This is a genomic window from Pseudomonas sp. R5-89-07 (genome assembly GCF_003851685.1).
In the GTDB taxonomy this organism is placed as follows: Bacteria; Pseudomonadota; Gammaproteobacteria; order Pseudomonadales; family Pseudomonadaceae; genus Aquipseudomonas.
Genome location: NZ_CP027727.1, coordinates 5,160,135 through 5,177,808 on the forward strand (window position 1 = coordinate 5,160,135; position 17,674 = coordinate 5,177,808).

18 protein-coding genes are annotated in these 17,674 nt (G+C 61.1%); 8 read left to right on the top strand and 10 right to left on the bottom strand.

Annotation, left to right across the window (positions count from 1 at the left end; translation table 11 throughout):
* Positions 1-89 precede the first annotated feature (89 nt).
* Complete coding sequence (mscL, locus tag C4J94_RS23555; protein WP_124388287.1) at positions 90-506, top strand: large-conductance mechanosensitive channel protein MscL; 417 nt, start codon at positions 90-92, stop codon at positions 504-506.
* 168 nt (positions 507-674) lie between these two features.
* Here mscL and C4J94_RS23560 read toward each other — a convergent pair whose 3' ends face one another.
* Positions 675-1,451, bottom strand: coding sequence for a ferredoxin--NADP reductase (locus tag C4J94_RS23560; protein ID WP_124388288.1), 777 nt, complete (start codon positions 1,449-1,451; stop codon positions 675-677).
* Between the two features lie 428 nt (positions 1,452-1,879).
* Here C4J94_RS23560 and C4J94_RS23565 point away from each other — a divergent pair, with 428 nt between their 5' ends.
* Together C4J94_RS23565 and C4J94_RS23570 are read left to right on the top strand one after the other, a co-directional pair.
* A complete protein-coding gene (locus tag C4J94_RS23565; RefSeq protein WP_124388289.1) occupies positions 1,880-2,590 on the top strand; it encodes a LuxR family transcriptional regulator in 711 nt (236 codons plus the stop codon).
* A gap of 142 nt (positions 2,591-2,732) precedes the next feature.
* Complete coding sequence (locus tag C4J94_RS23570; protein WP_124388290.1) at positions 2,733-3,857, top strand: class I SAM-dependent methyltransferase; 1,125 nt, start codon at positions 2,733-2,735, stop codon at positions 3,855-3,857.
* Between the two features lie 125 nt (positions 3,858-3,982).
* Here C4J94_RS23570 and C4J94_RS23575 read toward each other — a convergent pair whose 3' ends face one another.
* Genes C4J94_RS23575 through C4J94_RS23585 form a run of 3 tightly spaced genes read right to left on the bottom strand, consistent with a single transcriptional unit; the run spans position 3,983 to position 6,611 of the window.
* The gene (locus C4J94_RS23575; protein ID WP_124388291.1) at positions 3,983-4,150 is read right to left on the bottom strand and encodes a DUF2474 domain-containing protein; all 168 of its coding nucleotides are present in this window, start codon (positions 4,148-4,150) and stop codon (positions 3,983-3,985) included.
* Positions 4,151-4,162: 12 nt separating this feature from the next.
* Positions 4,163-5,170, bottom strand: a complete 1,008-nt coding sequence (cydB, locus tag C4J94_RS23580) for a cytochrome d ubiquinol oxidase subunit II (protein ID WP_124388292.1) — start codon at positions 5,168-5,170, stop codon at positions 4,163-4,165.
* 1 nt (position 5,171) lies between these two features.
* Positions 5,172-6,611, bottom strand: coding sequence for a cytochrome ubiquinol oxidase subunit I (locus C4J94_RS23585; protein WP_124388293.1), 1,440 nt, complete (start codon positions 6,609-6,611; stop codon positions 5,172-5,174).
* Positions 6,612-6,930: 319 nt separating this feature from the next.
* Between C4J94_RS23585 and C4J94_RS23590 the strand changes: the two genes are divergently transcribed.
* Entirely contained in the window at positions 6,931-8,181 is a 1,251-nt protein-coding gene (locus tag C4J94_RS23590) for an MFS transporter (RefSeq protein WP_124388294.1), read from the top strand.
* Positions 8,182-8,216: 35 nt separating this feature from the next.
* On the opposite strand, the gene C4J94_RS23595 is transcribed toward C4J94_RS23590, so the two are convergent.
* The 4 genes from C4J94_RS23595 to C4J94_RS23610 all read right to left on the bottom strand — a co-directional run bounded on the left by C4J94_RS23595 (position 8,217) and on the right by C4J94_RS23610 (position 12,450).
* The gene (locus tag C4J94_RS23595) at positions 8,217-10,400 is read right to left on the bottom strand and encodes a xanthine dehydrogenase family protein molybdopterin-binding subunit (RefSeq protein WP_124388295.1); all 2,184 of its coding nucleotides are present in this window, start codon (positions 10,398-10,400) and stop codon (positions 8,217-8,219) included.
* Positions 10,397-11,386 carry a xanthine dehydrogenase family protein subunit M gene (locus C4J94_RS23600; protein WP_124388296.1) on the bottom strand — a complete coding sequence of 330 codons (990 nt, stop codon included), beginning with the start codon at positions 11,384-11,386 and terminating at the stop codon, positions 10,397-10,399. Before C4J94_RS23600 ends, C4J94_RS23595 begins: the two co-directional genes overlap by 4 nt.
* Positions 11,383-11,907, bottom strand: coding sequence for a (2Fe-2S)-binding protein (locus tag C4J94_RS23605; protein ID WP_124388297.1), 525 nt, complete (start codon positions 11,905-11,907; stop codon positions 11,383-11,385). The genes C4J94_RS23600 and C4J94_RS23605 overlap by 4 nt, the downstream gene beginning before the upstream one ends.
* Before the next feature lie 96 nt (positions 11,908-12,003).
* Entirely contained in the window at positions 12,004-12,450 is a 447-nt protein-coding gene (locus tag C4J94_RS23610; RefSeq protein ID WP_124388298.1) for a DUF4879 domain-containing protein, read from the bottom strand.
* A gap of 188 nt (positions 12,451-12,638) precedes the next feature.
* Here C4J94_RS23610 and C4J94_RS23615 point away from each other — a divergent pair, with 188 nt between their 5' ends.
* Both C4J94_RS23615 and trmA read left to right on the top strand, forming a co-directional pair.
* Complete coding sequence (locus C4J94_RS23615; RefSeq protein ID WP_034100857.1) at positions 12,639-13,934, top strand: NCS2 family permease; 1,296 nt, start codon at positions 12,639-12,641, stop codon at positions 13,932-13,934.
* The gene (gene trmA, locus C4J94_RS23620) at positions 13,931-15,010 is read left to right on the top strand and encodes a tRNA (uridine(54)-C5)-methyltransferase TrmA (protein WP_124388299.1); all 1,080 of its coding nucleotides are present in this window, start codon (positions 13,931-13,933) and stop codon (positions 15,008-15,010) included. The genes C4J94_RS23615 and trmA overlap by 4 nt, the downstream gene beginning before the upstream one ends.
* Before the next feature lie 35 nt (positions 15,011-15,045).
* Here trmA and C4J94_RS23625 read toward each other — a convergent pair whose 3' ends face one another.
* Complete coding sequence (locus C4J94_RS23625) at positions 15,046-15,513, bottom strand: DUF2442 domain-containing protein (RefSeq protein WP_124388300.1); 468 nt, start codon at positions 15,511-15,513, stop codon at positions 15,046-15,048.
* Positions 15,510-15,938, bottom strand: coding sequence for a DUF4160 domain-containing protein (locus C4J94_RS23630; protein ID WP_124388301.1), 429 nt, complete (start codon positions 15,936-15,938; stop codon positions 15,510-15,512). Before C4J94_RS23630 ends, C4J94_RS23625 begins: the two co-directional genes overlap by 4 nt.
* Positions 15,939-16,269: 331 nt before the next feature.
* Here C4J94_RS23630 and aroQ point away from each other — a divergent pair, with 331 nt between their 5' ends.
* Both aroQ and C4J94_RS23640 read left to right on the top strand, forming a co-directional pair.
* Complete coding sequence (gene aroQ, locus C4J94_RS23635; protein ID WP_124388302.1) at positions 16,270-16,716, top strand: type II 3-dehydroquinate dehydratase; 447 nt, start codon at positions 16,270-16,272, stop codon at positions 16,714-16,716.
* Entirely contained in the window at positions 16,713-17,564 is an 852-nt protein-coding gene (locus C4J94_RS23640) for a shikimate dehydrogenase (protein WP_164485625.1), read from the top strand. The genes aroQ and C4J94_RS23640 overlap by 4 nt, the downstream gene beginning before the upstream one ends.
* The last annotated feature ends 110 nt before the right edge of the window (positions 17,565-17,674 follow it).

The following is a 17,674-nucleotide window of genomic DNA, read 5'->3' on the forward strand; positions in this document are numbered from 1 at the left end:
CCAACAGTGTTAACGGTTGTGTCGCGCAAGCCTGCTACGACTGACTTACACTGACCTCCACCCTTCTCATCTGTAACAAGGAATAACTTATGGGCGTGATCAGTGAGTTCAAGGCCTTTGCGGTCAAAGGTAATGTGGTCGACATGGCCGTCGGTATCATCATCGGCGCCGCGTTCGGCAAAATTGTTTCCTCGTTTGTAGGGGACGTGGTGATGCCACCCATTGGCCTGTTGATCGGTGGCGTGGACTTCGGTGACCTGGCCATCACGCTTAAAGCGGCGCAGGGCGATGTACCCGCGGTGGTGCTGGCATACGGCAAGTTCATCCAGAGCGTGATCGACTTTGTGATCGTCGCCTTCGCCATCTTCATGGGCGTGAAGGCGATCAATCGCTTGAAGCGCGAAGAGGCCGTAGCCCCGAGCTTGCCGCCGACGCCGACGAAGGAAGAGGTGCTGTTGGGCGAGATCCGCGACCTGCTCAAGGCACAGCATGACAAACCGCTCTGACCGGCGGATTAGAGGCAGCAGCGCGAAGTAACCTGTGGCGAGGGAGCTTGCTCCCGCTGGACTGCACGGCAGGCCCATTGTTTGGGGCCGCTGCGCGACCCAGCGGGAGCAAGCTCCCTCGCCACAGGTACGGTGTTTGCCTGGCAGGCCTTACTGCGTGAGGCTTTCTTACCAGTAGTTTTCCACCGCCACCTGGCCCGGGCGTCGGCTCAGGCTCAGTTGCATGTCGCGCTGCTTGAGCAACTGACGGGTGTCATCGACCATCTGCGGGTTGCCGCATATCAGCACGCGGGAGTGTTCCGGAGTGAGCGCGACGCCGGCTGCACGCTCCAGCTCGCCGTTCTCGATCAATGCGGTGATGCGACCGTTCAACGCCCCCGGATGCTGCTCGCGGGTCACAATAGGTATATAAGTCAGCTTGTGGGCGTATTCAGCCAGGTGTTCACGCGTGCCCAGTCCAGTGATCAGCGACTGGTACGCCAGTTCCTTGGCCTCGCGAGCGCTGTACACCAGCACGATACGCTCGAACTTCTCCCACACCTCGAAATCCTGCAGGATCGACAGGAAAGGCGCCACGCCGGTACCGGTGCCCAACAGCCACAGGTCCCGCCCGTCCACAAAACGGTTCAGCGTCAGGAACCCGGTGGCCTGGCGCTCCACCAGCAAGGTATCGCCTACCTTCAGGCGGCTCAGCTCACTGGTGAACTCCCCCCCCGGCACCACAATGGAAAAGAAATCGAGGTGCTCGTCAAACGGCGACGACACGATGGAATAAGCGCGCCACACCGTACTGCCATCCGCCTTGGTGACGCCCAGGCGCACGAACTGGCCGGCGGTGAAACGAAAACCGGGATCGCGGGTGGTACGCAGGGTGAAGAGGCTGGGGGTCAGCGATTGCACGTCGAGCAAGGTCTGGCGGGTAAATTTCTCAGCACTGGCCGTCATGGGGGACTCCGTTTTGCACAGGGGCTTAGTGTGGCTCAAAGCAGGCCGCGCAAACACCGCTGATTTGTACTGGCATTGCACCCAACGGCATTGATTCCGACAGGCTTGTGACAACAGTCTGACAAGACAATAGCGCCCTTCGCCCAACTAAACGTTTTGCTATTAACGCCTTCGGAATACGCCACTAGATGAAATTGAACCTGTAAAAAGACATCACTTTGACACCACCTACAAGCTATTGAAAAAAAAGGCCTCACTTCACTAACTCATACAAAATCGTCGCTCTTGTACACCACCGAAGTCTTACAGCACTCTAATAAACGAATTATTTTCAGACTCTCTTGCAAGACTTATCCTACAATTTGTTTTCGAGCAGCATTGGGATCAGGACGTACCCAAGTCAGATGGGAATCTATGGAGAGTTACCGATGGTCAAGTGGCGCAATACTCGGCTGCCCAAGCTGGAAGGCGAAAGCGAAATCACTAGCGTGTTTGAAATGGTCGTCAATCACACCTACGAATTGGGATTCCAATATTGCTCGTTTACGATCAGTACCCAAGCGCAAAACAGCCAAACAGAGCCCATACTCCTTAGCAACTATCCCAATGAATGGAGAGACCTCTATAAGCAGGCACATTTCTTCGATATAGATCCCGTAGTATCCCAGTGTAAAAACAGTGTACTGCCCATTATCTGGGACAAAAAAACCTTTAGCAGCACCCCTCAACTGTGGGATCTAGCCCAGTCGTTTGGCGTGCACTTGGGCTGGACCCAGGCGGTCCATGATTTCCAGGGCGTATTCAGTATGCTGACCCTGGCGCGAGGCAAAGGCGAGGTCAGCCCTGAAGAGCTTTACGAAAAAGCCGGCCAGGTATTGTGGCTCTGCCATGCGATGCATGCGGTCGTTGCGAAAAAATACGCCGATGAAACCCAAGTCAGCGCGCCCAGCAAGTTGACCGCACGGGAAACGGAAGTGCTCAAGTGGTCTGCCATGGGCAAGACCGCTTCCGAAATCGCCGCCATTCTCTGCTTGTCCGAGCGCACGGTGGGCTTTCATATCAGCAGTACCTTCAGGAAGCTGGGGGTCCACAATAAGATCCAGGCCGTGCTCAGCGCCTCCAAGGCAGGCCTGTTTTAGCCCAGGCAAGAAACATCGCATGTCATCGCGGTCAAAAAAAAGTAACATTTATGGCCAATTCTGAGTGTTGATGCTGCCCTTTCAGAGGTTGCCTCGCCGTTCACTCAGACGGTTCCGTCGATTACCCAGAGCCTCCCCCGCCATGCCCCTGCTTGACAGCCCCTTCGCCCAGCTCGATTTGATCCGCCAGCCTGAGCAACACAACGACCCGCTGCAAGCCTTCGATGCCGCCGACGAGTACCTGCTCAGCCATCTTGCCGGCCAGCAACCCAGCGCGGCAACCCGTGTGCTGGTACTCAATGACAGCTTTGGTGCCCTCGCGGCCAGCCTCGAAGGGAAGGTGCAGGTGACCTCCAGCGGGGACTCGTTCCTCGCCGCCCAGGGTCTTGAGAAAAACCTGGTGCGCAACGGCAAGGCGTTTGATGCGGTGCCGTTCGTACCCGCCAGCCAGGTGCCGGTGGGGCCTTTCGATCGGGTGCTGTTGCGAGTGCCGAAAACCCTGGCGTTGCTGGAAGAGCAGTTGATCCGCTTGCACGGGCAGTTGGCGCCGGGCGCCGAAGTGATCGCCGGCGCGATGATCAAGCACTTGCCACGCGCCGCCGGCGAGTTGCTGGAGCGCTATATCGGGCCGATGCATGCCAGCCTCGCGGTCAAGAAGGCGCGGCTGCTGATCGCCACCGTTACGGATCGCCCTGCGCCAGTATCGCCCTACCCTACCCGCTATACGCTGGATACGCCGGCCGTCGAATTGCTCAACCATGCCAACGTGTTCTGCCGCGAAGGCCTGGACATCGGCACGCGCGCCTTCCTGCCGCATTTGCCGAGCAACCTGGGTGGCGCCCGCGTGGCGGACCTGGGCTGCGGCAACGGCGTATTGGCGATTGCCAGCGCGCTGCAAAACCCCGACGCGCAGTACACGCTGGTGGATGAGTCGTTCATGGCGGTGCAGTCAGCCAGCGAAAACTGGCAGGCCGCTCTGGGGGACCGCGAGGTGATCGTGCGTGCCGGCGACGGCCTGGCCGGCCAGCAAGCGCAGTCGCTGGACGTGGTGCTGTGCAACCCGCCCTTCCACCAGCAGCAGGTGGTGGGCGACTTCCTCGCCTGGCGCATGTTCCAGCAGGCGCGCGAAGCGCTGGTGGTGGGCGGCGCGCTGTATATCGTCGGTAACCGCCACCTGGGTTATCACAGCAAATTGGCACGCCTGTTCCGCGGCGTCGAACAAGTGGCATCTACGCCCAAGTTCGTCATTCTCAAGGCCCGCAAATAAAAAACCCGTTGTAGGAGCGAGCTTGCTCGCGAAAAACACCCAGGCAACGCGTCCATTCTGGATGAACGCGGTGCCCTGAGTTCTTCGCGAGCAAGCTCGCTCCTACAAAAGCCCGGCTCGGGATATCAATGGGTGGTCAGGCCTGCCGCATTCATGAACATGCGCATCAGGCTGGCGACGATGAACAGGGCCAGCACGCTGCCGGTCCAGATCATCGCCAACCAGCCGAGGCGCCGCCACAGTGGCTGCTTCTCGGCCTGTTCGATGTCGTGCAACGAAGGTTTGCCCGGCATGTTGCGACCCTCCTAGTGGTAACCGTCTTCATGGGTGACCTTGCCGCGGAACACGTAGTAGCTCCAGAAGGTGTAACCCAGGATTAACGGGATGATGAACAAGGTGCCCACCAGCATGAAGCCTTGGCTTTGCGGCGGTGCGGCGGCGTCCCAGATCGAGACTGACGGAGGAATGATGTTCGGCCACAGGCTGATGCCAAGGCCGCTGTAACCCAGGAAAATCAATACCAGCGTCAGCAGGAACGGCGTGTAGTGCGCATTGCGGGCCACGGCGCGGATCAGCCCGTACATGGTCACCAGCACCAGCGCCGGCACTGGCAGGAACCAGAACAGGTTCGGCAGGGTGAACCAGCGCGAAGCGATTTCCGGGTGGGTCAGCGGTGTCCAGATACTGACGATACCGATCACGGCCAGCACCACGAAGGCCAGCGGCCGCGCGATGTTATGCATCTGCTCCTGCAACTTGCCCTCGGTCTTCATGATCAGCCAGGTGCAGCCGAGCAAGGCATACGCCACGATCAAGGCCACGCCGCAGAACATCGTGAACGGTGTGAGCCAGTCCAGTGAGCCTCCGGCAAACTGGCGGTTCACCACCGGAATGCCATCGATAAACGCCCCCAGCGCCACACCCTGGAAGAACGTGGCCGTCAGCGAGCCGCCGATAAACGCCTTGTCCCACAGGTGACGCTTGTGGTCCTTGGCCTTGAAGCGGAACTCGAAGGCCACGCCACGAAAGATCAGCCCGATCAACATCAGGATCAGCGGCAGGTACAACGCCGACAACACCACCGAATAGGCCAGCGGGAACGCGCCGAACAGCCCGGCACCGCCCAATACCAGCCAGGTTTCGTTACCGTCCCACACCGGCGCCACGGTGTTCATCATCACGTCACGGTCGGTCTTGCCCTGTACGAACGGAAACAGGATACCGATGCCCAGGTCGAAGCCGTCCATGACCACGTACATCATGATCCCGAAAATAATGATCACAGCCCAGATCAGCGGAAGATCAATGCCCATCTCAATTCCCCTTTTGCTGGATGTCGTCGTGCTCGTTGCCGGTGCCATCATCGGCAGCGGAGAGCGGACGGGCCGGTGTGCGTTTCTGGCCTGGACCACCATGGGCCGGCTCAGTGGCGATGTGAATTACAGGGCCTTTGCGCACCAGACGCATCATGTAGCCAAGGCCCGCGCCGAACAGCGCGAAGTACACCACCACGAACAGCACCAGGGTGATGGTCATCTGCGCCAGGCTATGCCCGGAGGACGCATCGGCCGTGCGCATCAGCCCGTAGACCACCCATGGCTGGCGCCCGATTTCGGTGGTGAACCAGCCGGCGAGAATCGCGATAAGCCCTGACGGCCCCATCCAAAGCGCCAGGTACAGGAACGGCCTGGACGTGTACATCTTGTCGCCCCGGCGCAACCACAGGCTGAACAAGCCCGTGAAGATCATCAAAAAGCCCAGGCCAACCATGACCCGGAACGACCAGAACACCACGGTCGAGTTAGGTCGGTCTTCAGGCGGGAACTCCTTGAGCGCCGGCACCTGTTTGTCCAGCGAGTGGGTCAGGATCAAGCTGCCCAGATAGGGGATTTCCACCGCGTACTTGGTTTTTTCGGCTTTCATGTCCGGCCAGCCGAACAGGATCAGCGGCGTGGGCTCGTTGCCGATGTTTTCCCAGTGGCCTTCAATCGCGGCTATTTTTGCCGGTTGGTGCTTCAAGGTGTTGAGCCCGTGGAAGTCGCCGATTACCGCCTGGATAGGCGCGACGAGCAACGCCATCCACATTGCCATCGAGAGCATCTTGCGGATCGCCGGGTTGTCCTTGCCGCGCAGCAGGTGCCAGGCCGCCGACGAGCCGACGAAGAACGCCGTGGCCACGAAGGCCGCGGTGGCCATGTGCGCCAGGCGATAGGGGAACGATGGGTTGAAGACCACGGCGAACCAATCGGTGGGGATCACTCGGCCATCAACGATTTCAAAGCCTTGTGGCGTCTGCATCCAGCTATTGGACGAGAGGATCCAGAAGGTCGAGATCAGCGTACCGATGGCCACCATCACAGTGGAGAAGAAGTGCAGGTTGCGCCCCACCTTGTTCCAGCCGAACAGCATCACGCCGAGGAAACCCGCCTCCAGAAAGAACGCCGTAAGCACTTCGTACGTCAGCAGCGGCCCGGTGACGGCGCCGGCGAAATCGGAGAAACGGCTCCAGTTGGTGCCGAACTGATAGGCCATGACCAGGCCGGAGACCACGCCCATGCCGAAGTTGACGGCAAAGATCTTCGACCAGAAATGGTAGAGGTCACGGTAGGTATCGTTGCGGGTCTTGAGCCACAAGCCCTCCAGCACCGCAAGGTAACTGGCCAGGCCGATGGTGATCGCCGGGAACAGGATGTGAAACGAGATGGTGAACGCAAATTGAATTCGGGCGAGATCTAGCGCCTCCAAACCGAACATAAGTCTTCCTCTGTCAGGTAATACCGGCTGCGGGCTCGGAGCCTGCACCCACTGCCCCCACGGGATATGGAGTGTGGCGAATTTCAATTCGTTTCTTTTTTCACCCGTCACGCAGGGAATCTGGCCTTTCGGCCGCCAGAACAATCCCGGTTCAGGGTTTGATCTGGATCAAGCATCGTTGAAAGAGTAGTCCCATTTCCGATGCCCGGTTGTGTGGTCTTTTGCCGCGTGACAGCTTGCCTCACCTCGGTTATTGCAACTCTTTGTTACAACATAATGCTAATCTCGCCGTTCCTTTCGTCCCCGACCTGTACGCCCAATGCCTAGCGAACCCGCGTTGCTCTTACGTCACCACCGCCCTTTCATCGCGTTCTGGCTGGCGCGGATCTTTACCGCCAGCGGCTTCCAGATGCTGACGGTGGCCATCGGCTGGAACCTCTACCAACTGACCGGCAATGTGCTGGACCTGGGCCTGGTCGGCCTGGTGGAGTTCGTGCCGCGCGTGCTGTTCATGCTGCACACCGGGCATGTGGCCGATCGCTATGAGCGGCGCAAAGTCGCTGCCATCTGCCAGACCGTACAGGCGCTGATTGCCCTGTCTTTGGCCATCGGCGGCCTGACAGACAGCGTGACCCGCGAGATGATCTTCATCCTTGCCTTCCTGCTGGGCGCCGCGCGCTCATTCGAAATGCCCACCACCCAGGCCCTGTTGCCGAGCATCGTGCCCAGCGCGCTGTTTCCCCGGGCCGTGGCCTCGTCGCAATCGGCGCAGCAATTGGCGACCATCGTCGCCCCGGCCCTCGGCGGTTTGCTTTATGCATTCGGCAGCGTCTGGGTGTACGGCCCCACCGTGGCGCTGTACCTGATCGCCTGCGTGCTGACCCTGAACCTGCCTGCGCGCCAGACGCCGCTGAACAAAGGCAAGGCCACCCTCGACTCGCTGCTGGCCGGGATTCGCTTTATCCGCAGCCGACCGGACATCCTCGGCGCCATTTCCCTGGACCTGTTCGCCGTGCTGCTGGGCGGCGCCACTGCGTTACTACCGGTGTTCGCCAAGGACATCCTGTTGACCGGCGCCTGGGGCCTGGGCCTGTTGCGCTCGGCACCGGCGGTGGGGGCGCTGCTGATGTCACTGTGGCTGGCGCGCTATGCGGTGGACCGCAAAGTCGGCCGCGTGATGTTCACCGCGGTCGGTGTGTTCGGCGTGGCGACCATCGCGTTCGGGCTGTCGACGTCGTTCTGGTTCTCCCTGGCGGTGCTGGTGGTGCTGGGCGCGGCGGACATGATCAGCATGGTGATCCGCGCGTCGTTCGTGCAGCTGGAAACGCCGGATGAGATGCGCGGCCGGGTGAGTGCGGTCAACGGCTTGTTTATCGGGGCGTCCAATCAATTGGGTGAGTTCGAATCGGGGATCACCGCCCACTGGTTCGGCACCGTGCCCGCCGTGGTCATGGGCGGGATTGGTACGCTGGTGGTGACCGGGGTGTGGATCAAGCTGTTCCCGACCCTGGCCAATCGGGACCGCATGCATGTGCCGCTGGAAGAGCCCGCTTTAAAACCCACCGCATAACCTGAACTTGGCCCACATAGGTTACGCGCTGTTTTTTAGAGCACCTTGTCCAGGGTGATCGGAAATTCCCGCACTCGCTTGCCGGTGGCGTGATAGATGGCATTCGCCACCGCTGCCGCGACCCCGACAATGCCGATCTCGCCCACACCCTTGGACCCCAGCGCGTTGACCACTTCGTCGTGCTCTTCGACAAACACCACGTCAATCTCGCCGATATCGGCATTCACCGGGACGTGGTACTCGGCCAGGCTGTGGTTCATATAGCGGCCCAGCTGATGGTCAATCTGGGTCTCTTCGTGCAGCGCCATGCCAATGCCCCACACCACCCCGCCGAGGATCTGGCTGCGCGCCATTTTCGGGTTGACCACGCGCCCGGCTGCAATCGCGCTGACTACGCGACTGACCTTGATGGTGCCGAGGTCCTCGTCCACCCGTACTTCGACGAACACCGCCGAATGGGTGGCCGTGGCATAGCCTTCGCGTTTCTTGTCGGGTTCGCTGTCGACCTGCACTTCCAGCGCGTCTTCACCGCTGTCTTTGACCAACTGGGCCAACGACACACTCACGTCGCCGGTGTGCAACTGGCCGTCTTCGAAGCGAACGGTTTGAGCGTCCTTGAACACCGGGTACACCTGCCGAGCGGTCGCCAGCAGCTTGGCATTGAGTGCCTCGCAGGCCTGTTGCACGGCGGTGCCGACGGATGACACGGTAAACGAGCCGCCCTGCAAAGGCGCCGTGGGTAGGGACGAATCGCCCAGCAGAAAAGTGACGTCGGCCATGGCCACGCCACTGGCCTGAGCGGCGATCTGGGTCATCACGGTGTAAGTGCCCGTGCCGATATCGGTGGTGGCGCTGCTGACGGTAAGTTTGCCCTGTGCATCGATGCGCGCCTTGGCGCTGGCCTTCATCTGCATGGCTTCCCATACACCGCCGGCCATGCCCCAGCCGATCAACTGTCGGCCTTCGCGCATGCTGCGCGGCTCGGGGTTGCGCTGGCTCCAGCCAAAACGCTCGGCGCCTTCGCTGTAACACTCGCGCAGGGCTTTGCTCGACCAGGGTTTGTCTTCGTTCTGGTTACGCTCGGCGTAGTTGATCAGGCGCAGCTGCACCGGGTCGATGGCCAGCGCGCAGGCCAGTTCGTCCATCGCGCATTCCAGGCCGAGCACGCCCAAGGCGGCGCCGGGGGCGCGCATGTCCAGTGGGGTGTAGACGTCCAGCGGCACCAGTTTGTAGGTCAACTGCACGTTGTCGCAGTGGTAGAGCATGCCGCTCCATTCCACCACGTGTTCGCTGAAATCCTCGAAGCGTGAAGTCTGGCCAATCGCCGTGTGCCCCAGGGCCAGCAGACGCCCATTGGCGGCGGCGCCCATCTGCAAACGCTGCAAGGTGCGCGGGCGGTAGCCGAAGGTGAACATCTGTTGGCGGGTCAGGGTCACGCGCACCGAGCGTTTGAGCGCCAGCGAGGCCATCACCGCCAGCGGCAGTTGGTACTGCGGGCGCAGGCCCGAACCAAAGGCGCCACCGACGAACGCGGCGAAGACGCGAACCTGGCTTTTGTCCAGGCCAAACACTTTTTGCACATAGGCCTGGCAGTTCTGCGGGCCTTGGGTCTTGTCGTGGATATGCAGGGTGCCGTCGGGCTGGTACAGCACCGTACTGGCGTGAGGCTCCATCGGGTTGTGGTGTTCGATGGGCGTGCTGTAGTGCAGGTCGAGGCTGATGGCGGCACCGGCCCACTCGGCCTGGAAGTTGCCACGCGGCCCGGGCGGTGTCTGGGGTGAAGGGTGGGCCAGTTCCTGCTGGGTGATCAGGTCCGTTTCGAAGGCTTCGGCCGCGTATTCGATGTCGACCAGCGAGCCGGCATGCCGCGCCAATTCCAGGTTATCGGCGAGCACCAGGGCCAGGGGCTGGCCGCTGTACAGCACGCGGTCGTTGTACAGCGGACGAAACGGCGAGCCGTCGGCGGCATCCGCATCGGCGAAGGCATCGTCGTAGCTGGCGATTTTCGGGCGGTTGCGGTGATCGATCACCGCCACCACGCCCGGCAGCGCCAAGGCCCTGGAAGCATCGATACGGATGACCCGGCCTTTGGCGATCGTGCTCGACACTACGCTGCCATGCAGCAGGCCGTTCTCGGGAAATTCGCCGGCATAGCGCGCTTTGCCGGTGACCTTGAGCAGACCGTCGACACGGTCCAGGGGTTTGCCGATGGCGCTCATGGCTGTTCTCCTGCGACCGCAGCGTCGCTCAGTGCACGAATAATTGCGCGGCGCGCCAGCTTGATCTTGAAACCGTTGTGTTGCAGCGGCTCGGCATCTTGCAGCAGGGCCTCGGCGGCGTTACTGAAGGTTTCCCGGCTGACGGTACGCCCTATCAGCGACGCTTCCACCGCGCGGTCGCGCCAGGGTTTGTGGGCAACGCCGCCGAGGGCCAGGCGGGCGTCGATGATCTCGTCGCCGTCCAGCTCAAGGGCAGCGGCCACCGACACCAGCGCGAAGGCATAGGAGGCACGGTCGCGGATTTTCAGATAGTGGCTGTGGCGGGCCAGGTTATCGGCAGGCAACTCAATGGCGGTGATCAGCTCGTCGTCAGCCAATTGGTTGTCGCGTTGCGGTGCATCACCGGGCAGGCGGTGGAAGTCGGCAAACTCGATCACCCGCGCCCCGCCGCGCCCCTCGACGTGCACCCGCGCCTCCAGCGCCGCCAGGGCCACGCACATGTCCGAGGGATGGGTAGCGACGCACTGCTCGCTGGCACCGAGGATCGCATGGATGCGGTTCAAGCCGGTGCGCGCCGGGCAGCCGCTACCGGGCTCGCGCTTGTTGCACGGCACCGTGGCGTCATAGAAGTAGTAGCAACGGGTGCGTTGCAGCAGGTTGCCGCCAGTACTGGCCATGTTGCGCAGCTGTGGCGAGGCACCGGCAAGAATGGCCTGGGACAGTAACGGGTAGCGCTGTTCGATCAGCGGGTGCCAGGCCAGGTCGGCATTGCTGACCAGCGCGCCGATGCGCAGTCCGCCCTCGGCGGTTTCTTCGATGGCATTGAGGGGCAATCCGGTGATATCGATCAGGTGTTCGGGGCGGCTGATGTTCTCTTTCATCAGGTCCAGCAGGTTGGTGCCCCCGGCAATGAAACGCGATGCCGCGCTGCTCAAATGCACGGCTTCGTGCACATCGGCCGGTTTGCTGTAATGGAAGGGGTTCATTGCTTGCCTCCCACATTGCTGCAGGCCGGCAATGCTTCTTCGACGGCCGCGCGGATATTGTTGTAGGCACCGCAGCGGCACAGATTGCCGCTCATCAATTCCTGGATTTGTGCGCTGTCGTGGGCGCGGCCTTCGTTGGCCAGGCCGACGGCCGAACAGATCTGGCCAGGCGTGCAGTAGCCGCACTGGAAGGCGTCGTGCTTGATAAAGGCTTGCTGCATCGGGTGCAGTTGGTCGTCGTGGGCCAGCCCTTCGATGGTGGTCAGCTCGGCGCCGTCGCACATCACGGCCAGGGTCAGGCAGGCGTTTATGCGCTTGCCGTCACGCAACACGGTGCAGGCGCCGCATTGGCCGTGGTCGCAGCCTTTTTTGCTGCCGACCAGGTCCAGCTGTTCACGCAACAGGTCGAGCAAGGTGGTCCAGGGCAACACACTCAATTGGCGATCCTGGCCATTGAGGGTCAAGCGTATCGGGTGGGCGACGAACGGCTGGGCCGCCGCGCCATTGGGGGTCGCGCTCATAGACACCTCACGGGTTGGTGTACATTCGCGGCGTTCAGGAAAATCGCCGTCTCAGGGGTACGACTTCCCGGGGTTTTGAGCGTTCAAGCCAATTGATCAGCGGATATTGAGCTGGGCTTTCAAGGTGTTCTGCGGAGGATTAATCGAGGTATTGGTGAATTCGAACCAGCCCTGGGCTTGCACGTTCAGGTCGAACACATAGATGTAGCCCATCAGCGTGCCCACGCCGTTGCAGGCCTCACTGATGTTTCCCACCTGGCACACCGCCGTGCGTTGCCCGTTCAACTCGGCGCCATTGAAACGGCCCATGGGGCTATTGCCCAGGCCGACCTCCATTACAGAGACCTTGGTAGGCCCACGGTGCTCGCACATCTGGGTGGTCTGCACACGTTCCGGGATGGTCTCGCTGCACTTCGCCGATTCAACCTTGAACACCCGCACCTCGCTCAAGGCCGGTGCAGCCGCGCCCCACACCGGTGCCGCGCCGAGCCACAGGCTCAGACAAGGGATCAGAGCTAGACTCCACACGTTGGCTTTTTTCATGCTGTCGATGACCTGCTGTTAAACGTCGGCGCAGTATGCCTCAAGGCCATGCGCCACACAGCCTCGGCTGCTGGTATGATGCGCCGCTTTTTCCGATCCTCTCTGAAACCACAAGCGCTTGGCGCAGTTTGTGCTTTGACTTAGAGGTCAACAAATCACGACGCAAGATAGCGTCACAGGGAGCCGGCATGCTGGAAAAGCTGTTTCAACTCAAAGCCCACAACACCAACGTGCGCACCGAGATTCTTGCGGGTATCACGACGTTCCTGGCCATGGCCTACATCCTGTTCGTGAACCCGAGCATCCTCGGCGAAACCGGCATGGACAAAGGCGCGGTATTTGTCGCGACCTGCCTGGCGGCGGCCATCGGTTCGACCGTGATGGGCCTGATCGCCAACTACCCGATTGCCCTGGCGCCGGGCATGGGCCTCAACGCCTTCTTCACCTACACCGTGGTCCTGCACATGGGCCACACTTGGCAGGTGGCATTGGGCGCGGTGTTCATTTCGGCGGTGTTGTTCTTCCTGCTGTCGATCTTCCGTATCCGTGAGTGGATCATCAACAGCATTCCCCTGCCCCTGCGCTCGGCGATTGCCGCCGGTATCGGCCTGTTCCTGGCGCTGATCGCCCTGCACAACGCCGGTATCGTGGTGAGCAACCCGGCCACCATGGTCGGCCTGGGTGACCTGAAACAACCGGCGCCGATCCTCGCCACCCTCGGTTTCGCGCTGATCGTGGCGCTGGAAGCCCTGGCGGTGAGAGGCGCCGTGCTGATCGGCATCCTGGCGGTCACCATCGTGTCCATCGTCATGGGCTTCACCCCGTTCGGCGGCGTGACTTCGATGCCGCCGTCCCTGGCCCCGACCTTCCTGCAACTGGACATCAAGGGCGCGCTGGACATCGGCCTGGTCAGCGTGATCTTCGCCTTCCTGTTCGTCGACCTGTTCGACAACTCCGGCACCCTGATCGGCGTGGCCAAGCGCGCCGGGCTGATGGGCAAGGATGGCCATATGCCGAAAATGGGCCGTGCGCTGATCGCCGACAGCACGGCAGCCATGGCCGGTTCCCTGCTGGGCACCTCGACCACCACCAGCTACATCGAGTCCGCAGCCGGCGTGAGCGCCGGGGGCCGTACCGGCTTGACCGCCATCGTGGTTGCGATCCTGTTCCTGCTGGCGCTGTTCTTCTCGCCCCTGGCGGCCAGCGTACCGGCCTTCGCCACCGCGCCGGCGCTGCTGTTCGTGGCCGTACTGATGACGTCGGGCCTGGCTGAAATCGACTGGGACGACATTACTGTGGCAGCGCCGGTGGTGATCACCGCCCTGGCGATGCCCTTCACTTACTCCATCGCCAACGGCATCGCCTTCGGTTTCATCGCCTGGACCGCCATCAAGCTGCTTTCGGGCCGCTACCGTGAGCTGAACCCGGCACTGGTGATTCTGTCGATTCTGTTCGTGATCAAGCTGGGCTGGTTCAACGCATGACTTTCGACGCCGCACGCTACACCGCTCAATTGCAAGACAAGGTCACGCGCCTGCGTGACCTGCTGGCACCCTTCGATGCGCCCGAGCCGCAGGTTTTCGACTCGCCGCTGCAGCACTTCCGCCTGCGCGCCGAGTTCCGCCTGTGGCGTGAAGGCGGGGATCGCCACTACGCGATGTTCGCTCAGGACGACAAGCGCACGCCAATCCTGATCGAAGAGTTCCCCATCGCCAGTCAGCGCATCAACCAGTTGATGCCCCAGCTCAAGGCCGCCTGGCAAGCCAGCGCAGCCCTGAGCCACAAACTGTTCCAGGTGGAGTTCCTTACCACACTGGCCGGCGATGCGATGATCACCCTGTGCTATCACCGCCCGCTGGATGAGCACTGGCACACCGCCGCCAACCAGCTGGCGACCGAGCTGAACGTGAGCATCATCGGCCGCTCCAAGGGCAAGCGCGATGTGATCGGCCACGACTACGTGGTGGAAAAACTCGACGTGGGCGGCCGCACCTTCAGCTACCGCCAACCCGAAGGCGCCTTCACCCAGCCCAACGGCACGGTGAACCAGAAGATGCTCAACTGGGCGTACGAAGCCCTGGGCGATCGCCCGGATGATCTGCTGGAGCTGTACTGCGGCAACGGCAACTTCACCCTGCCGCTGGCAACCCGCGTGCGTAACGTGCTGGCGACCGAAATCAGCAAGACATCGGTCAATGCCGCCTTGAGCAACCTCGATGAGAATGCCGTGGGCAACGTCACCCTGGTGCGCCTGTCTGCCGAAGAACTCACCGAGGCCCTAAATGAGGTGCGCCCGTTCCGCCGCCTGCAGGGTATCGACCTGAAAAGCTACGAATTCGGCAGCGTATTCGTCGACCCGCCCCGCGCCGGCATGGACCCGGACACCTGCGAACTCACCCGGCGTTTCGACAACATCCTGTACATCTCCTGCAACCCGGAAACACTGGCGGCCAACATCGCGCAGCTGCATGACACGCACCGCATTACCCAGTGCGCCATGTTTGACCAGTTTCCGTGGACGCACCATATGGAATCAGGTGTATTGCTGACCCGCCGATAAAATCTGTCAGGCATCATCAGCTCCCACACTGAAATTCATATATCCGTCGAGTCGCTGGGTTCCAAAACTTCCTTGCGCGGCCGGCCGCCCTTCTTGCCATTGGCCCGGGCGGCGGCCGATTTGGCGGCGCTGCGTTTGCGACCGTTTCGGGAGGCTACCAGGCTAGTAGCGAGGTCCATCAGAGGCTGGCTTGTGGCGATAAGGCCAGTGATCGAAACGTCCAGGTCCTGGGCCTCACAGCAAAGCGCCTTGCCGCCGAAACCGACCTCCAATTGCTGGAAGTCCTGCGGGGAAAACGTTTTGAACTCCGGCAGACCGGCCACCGGCAACATGACACGGCTGCCATCGCTGAAGCCAATGGAGATGCAGTCGTCTTGATAGCGCACGTTGCTGGCGTTGGCATACAGACGCTTGAGCTTGCGCCCACGGGCGATTGCCTTGTCGACGTCGGCATCGCTCAGAGGCACGTAGGGTTTGACGTTGGCTTTTACGATTTTCTTCATAATTCAATCTCCACAGACCCCGGTGCCCTGACCAGGCTCAACATTGTTTTTTGCCCCACCACATCGTGCCGCGCACGTGCGATCACATAGACACCCCGCCGAATGATCAACCCCGGCAACAATTCACTGGCTTCCCAATCCCAGGAATGGTTCTCCAGGCAAACCGTTTGCAGATTTTCCCACCAGATCCTGCGTGCCCGCGCCAAGTAGTGCCGCTGCATTATTGCCTCGCGTAATTCCTCCAAGACCGCTTTGGGTGGTTGGCGGCGTTCAGGGTTTACATCCCAAAGCTCCACGTCCCCATCCAGAAAACTGAAACGAAAACGCGCATCCCATGCCCTTCCCCTGACATGCACATGAGGCGGGCAATGCTCATCCCTGAGAAATACCGAAATTACATATCCCTTGTAAGCACCTACTCTCATCGTAACCCATCCGTTAGGTTATTTTCCGCCAGGTAACAATTTTCCGTGCCACCCGACAACCAGCTTCATGTTCACGAAGCTGCTTCAAAGATTAGTAACGACGAACAACCGGGCGAACGCCGGGTTGTAACCACTCATGCCAACGGCCAGGGGTACTCAGGCTGCGCCCAAAAATCGTGTTCACACTGCAATTCGACGTAACACTTCATCAGAAGCGGCCCTGCTGATTAACAGTTCGATAATCGAACAGGTTCAGCGACTTCATTTGACCAAACTAACCATTCAGTACATTTTATCTTCACAACCTATAAGAACTGTGGAGATACACCTGATGCCACCCATCGTGCTGGTGCTCAACGGCCCCAATCTCAATCTGCTCGGCACCCGCGAGCCCGCCACTTATGGCCACGAAACCCTGGCCGACATCGCGGCCCTGTGTGGTCGCAGCGCGGAAAAATTCGGGCTGACCATCGAATTTCGCCAAACCAACCATGAAGGCGAGCTGCTCGACTGGATCCACGCCGCCCGCGCCCGTTGCGCCGGGATCGTGATCAACCCGGCGGCCTGGACCCACACATCGGTGGCGATACGCGATGCGCTGGTGGCCAGCGAAGTGCCGGTGATCGAAGTGCATTTATCCAACGTGCATGCCCGTGAGGCGTTTCGTCACCACTCATTTGTCTCGCCTATCGCCAAGGCGGTACTGGCCGGGTTTGGCAGCCACGGCTACCACTTGGCCCTGGAACACTTCAGTCACACGTTGAAAGGATGCGCCTGATGAAACCCCGCGTTCTCGCCGGCCTGATCGGCGCCGGCATCCAGGCCTCCCGCACGCCCGCCCTGCATGAGCAGGAAGGCGACGCCCAGGGCCTGCGCTACCTGTATCGTCTGATCGACCTGGAAGCGCTGCGCCTAGACAGCCACGCCCTGCCCGATCTGCTGCGCGCCGCCGAACAGATGCACTTCACCGGTTTGAACATTACCTACCCGTGCAAGCAGGCGATCCTGCCGTTGCTGGATGAATTATCCGACGAGGCGAAAGGCATTGGCGCAGTCAATACTGTGGTGTTCAAGGACGGCAAGCGCATCGGCCATAACACCGACTGCCTGGGGTTTGCCGAAGGTTTCCGACGCAACTTGAACGATGTGCCGCGCCAGCGTGTGGTGCAGATGGGAGCCGGCGGTGCGGGCGCGGCGGTGGCGCATGCGCTGCTGGCCGAAGGTGTGGAACACTTGAGTATTTTCGACGTGGACACCCACCGCGCCCGCGAGCTTGTGGATAACCTCGCCCAGCGTTTTGGTGCTGGTCGCGCCCAGGTCGGCAGCGACTTGGTCAACGCCATGGCTGAGACCGATGGCCTGGTCAATACCACACCGATGGGCATGGCCAAGCTGCCCGGCACACCGGTGCCTGCCGCGTTATTACATGCAGGGCTGTGGGTGGCGGAAATCGTCTACTTCCCATTGGAAACCGAGCTGCTGCGCGACGCCCGCGCCCTGGGTTGCCGTACCTTGGATGGCGGCAATATGGCGGTGTTTCAGGCGGTAAAGGCGTTTGAGTTGTTCAGTGGCGAGGCGGCAGATGCCGGCAGGATGTTGGCGCATTTCCAAAGTATGGAAAGCTAACTGAAAAAACACAGTTCCAATGTGGGAGGGGGCTTGCCCCCGATAGCTGAGTGTCAGGCAATGCATCTGCTACTGACCCACCGCTATCGGGGGCAAGCCCCCTCCCACAG